Raw genomic sequence first — 1,784 nt, 5'->3', positions numbered from 1 at the left:
CTTAACGAGGGTTCTCTCGCGCGCCTTAGGATTCTCACCCCGCCTACCTGTGTCGGTTTGCGGTACGGGCACCCATTCCCTGGCTAGAGGCTTTTCTTGACAGTTTGGGTTCAGCTACTTCGGTACTTTATTTCCCTCGCCATTACTTCTCGGGGTTTTATAAGATACGGATTTGCCTGTATCTCCCCCTACCAGCTTGGACGCACTCAACCAACGGTGCGCTACGCTTACCCTCCTGTGTCACCCCATTGCTCATAGCGGTCTTGGGTGGCATCGGATTCTCAACCGATTGTCCATCACCTACGCCTTTCGGCCTCGGCTTAGGTCCCGGCTTACTCTGGGCGGACGAGCCTTCCCCAGAAAACCTTAGGCTTTCGGCGGGCAGGATTCTCACCTGCCTTCTCGCTTACTCATACCGGCATTCTCTCTTCTCATCACTCCACCATACTTCGCAGTATGACTTCGCCGCAATGAGAACGCTCCCCTACCATCGTCTAGATGTTAGATCTTGGACTTTAGACTTTAGATCTGGGGTTTGTTTTTGGGGTTATGAGTTTTTGGTGAAAGGCGGTTGTTTGCTTTCCTACTTCTTGGTATTGAGACAGATAAGCTGCTGCTTTCTCTTCTCTCATATAGCCTAGATCTTTCACCATATTTAATAATACGCAAGTCTCATTACATGATCCTAAGGCGATGGCTATGAAATGAGCAAAGTCTTTTTGTGAGTGCTTTCTTGCATAGCCTTCGGCAATATTCAGCGGAATTGATATCGCTGCCCTTCTCATTTGGCTGCCTAGTTCGTATCGTTCTTCTTCAGGAAAGTTTTTTGTTTCTTGATGAATCTTTATCGCCAGTTCGTAGGACAGTTGATATATCCTTAGGTCTTGATATCCTTGCTTCATAACTCCTTTTCCCCTATCTAACATCCAACGTCTAACATCTAACATCTAGACGATCCGTGATTTCGGTGCTACGCTTTAGCCCCGTGTATTTTCGGCGCAGAGCCACTCGACCAGTGAGCTATTACGCACTCTTTGAATGGTGGCTGCTTCTAAGCCAACATCCTGGTTGTCTGGGCAACTCCACATCCTTTTCCACTTAGCGTAGACTTCGGGACCTTAATCGACGGTCTGGGCTGTTTCCCTTTCGACTACGGATCTTATCACTCGCAGTCTGACTCCCAAGGTTAAATTTACGGCATTCGGAGTTTGAGAAGGTTCGGTAACCTGGTAAGGCCCCTAGCCTATTCAGTGCTCTACCTCCCTAAATCATTCCTTGAGGCTAGCCCTAAAGCTATTTCGGGGAGAACCAGCTATCTCCGGGTTCGATTGGCATTTCACCCCTACCCACACCTCATCCGCCGACTTTTCAACGTCGGTCAGTTCGAGCCTCCATTGAGTTTTACCTCAACTTCACTCTGGACATGGGTAGATCACCCGGTTTCGGGTCTACGGCAACGAACTATTCGCCCTCTTCAGACTCGCTTTCGCTTCGGCTCCGTTTCTTCAACTTAACCTCGCTCGTTACTGTAACTCGCCGGTCCGTTCTACAAAAAGTACGCCGTCACCTGGCACTTAACTACCAGGCTCCGACTGTTTGTAGGCATACGGTTTCAGGTTCTTTTTCACTCCCCTCCCGGGGTGCTTTTCACCTTTCCCTCACGGTACTGGTTCACTATCGGTCGCTAAGGAGTATTTAGCCTTGGGGGGTGGTCCCCCCGGATTCCCACGGGGTTCCTCGTGTCCCGCGGTACTTGGGATCCTTTCAGGAGGTTTCGCTTTTTC

At 49.8% G+C, this 1,784-nt stretch carries 1 rRNA gene (cut by a window edge); it reads right to left on the bottom strand.

Features of this window, described 5'->3' with window-relative positions:
* Positions 1 to 1,784 (bottom strand): 23S ribosomal RNA (locus HPY90_RS15090); its annotated part runs 388 nt beyond the window's last position; the annotation flags it as partial.

This window comes from Syntrophothermus sp. (assembly GCF_013314835.1).
Taxonomy (GTDB): domain Bacteria; phylum Bacillota; class Syntrophomonadia; order Syntrophomonadales; family Syntrophothermaceae; genus Syntrophothermus; species Syntrophothermus lipocalidus.
Note: the sequence above shows the minus strand (reverse complement) of the source record. Positions and strands in the feature narration are given on the sequence as shown.